Here is a 1,710-nt window from a genome sequence, read left to right on the forward strand (position 1 = left end):
GTGATCCCCACGCTCAACGAGGCCGACAACATCGACCCCCTGCTGGCGCGCCTGTGCGAGCTTGGCCTGCCGCCAGAAAGTTTCGAGATTATCTTTGTAGACGACAGCTCAAGCGATGGTACACGCGCCAAAGTGCGCGACTGGGAAAAGCGCGCCAATGTACGGCTGATCGAACGCCCGGACAAGCCCGATCTCGCCCGGTCCGTCCTGGCCGGCGCGGCCGCGGCGCACGGGAAGGTCATCGTCGTGATGGATGCAGACCTGAGCCATCCGCCTGAACGATTGCCTGCCCTGATTGCCCCCGTGCTGGACGGAAGCTGCGACATCGCCATCGGCAGCCGCTACGTACCCGGCGGCGGTACTGAAGGAGAGCCCCTGCCGCGCCGATGGCTCTCGCGCCTCGCCAACGGGCTGGCCCGCCCCCTCTGCGACGTAAACGACGCCACCTCGGGATTTTTCGCCTTCCGGCGGGAACTGGCCGCCACCATTGCCGAACCCGCACACGGCCATGAAATCCTGCTCGAACTGCTCATGGCCGGCCAAGGCAAACTCAGGGTCGTGGAAGTGCCCGTCTGCTTTCACAATCGCACCCATGACGCCTCCAAATTATCATTCCGCCCACCGTGGACCTACCTGCAACGCCTCATGACCTTAGCCGGCGGCACCGTCTCCGTCGGTACCGCCGGCCGCTTTGCCGCGGTCGGGTTGTTTGGTCTCGCCATTGACGCGCTGCTGTTTCAATTCCTCATGAGCCGCGGCTTCGGACTCGCTCTGGCGCACATCACGAGTTTCTTCGCCGCGGCGGTAATAAATTATTCGCTCAATTCCAGAAGGTCATTCCAAAATCTTGCAGGCGACCTGCGACGGGATCAGCTTGGCCGCTTCCTCACTGTCGGCATATTCGCGTTACTGCTGCGCGGCGGCGTACTGGCCCTGCTGATCGATGCCTGGCACATGCCCTCGTTTCTGGCCATCTTCCCGGCCATTGCCGCAACCGCCGCCATCAACTACTTCGGCGCCGCATTCTACGTATTTCCCGTTACCGTGAACCCGCCCTCGCCGGACGTGCGCTGGCGGGTCGCCTCCGTCGGCATCGTCGCCTTTGCCGTCCTGCTGCGCCTGATCTACCTGGGCACAGCCGAACTGATTCCCGACGAAGCTTACTACTGGAACTATGCCCAGCACATGGACCTGAGCTTTTACGATCACCCGCCCATGGTGGCATGGCTGATCTGGCTTGGTACCGCGATCTTTGGCAACAGCGAGTTCGGGGTTCGGATCGGCTCGTTTTGCTGTGGCCTGATAACGATGGCTTACTTGTATGCGCTGGCGTGCAATCTGTACGATAAGTCGACCGCTATGCGCGCGGTGCTGCTGCTCGCGGTGTTGCCGTTTTACTTTGCCACTGGCGCACTCATGACAGCGGATGCGCCGCTGGTAGCCGCCTGGGCTGCCACCCTTTACTACATGGAACGGGCATTACTGGCCGATCGCAACTGGGCTTGGCTGGGCATGGGTATTGCATTCGGCCTGGGTATCCTGTCGAAATATACGCTGGGGCTGCTGGGTCCGGCGGCGCTGCTGTTTGTGATCCTGGATCCCGCTTCGCGCCGCTGGCTGCGCCGGCCGCATGCATATCTGGCCGCCGCACTTGCGCTACTGCTGTTTTCGCCGGTGATCATCTGGAATTTCCAGCATGACTGGGCGTCG

1 protein-coding gene is annotated in these 1,710 nt (G+C 62.1%); it reads left to right on the forward strand.

The features are described from left to right. Positions 1 to 1,710: glycosyltransferase family 39 protein (locus BUA28_RS15265; RefSeq protein WP_072768999.1), on the forward strand; the 1,710-nt coding region annotated here is incomplete at both ends.

It is taken from the genome of Nitrosospira sp. Nsp11 (assembly GCF_900142705.1).
In the GTDB taxonomy this organism is placed as follows: Bacteria; Pseudomonadota; Gammaproteobacteria; order Burkholderiales; family Nitrosomonadaceae; genus Nitrosospira.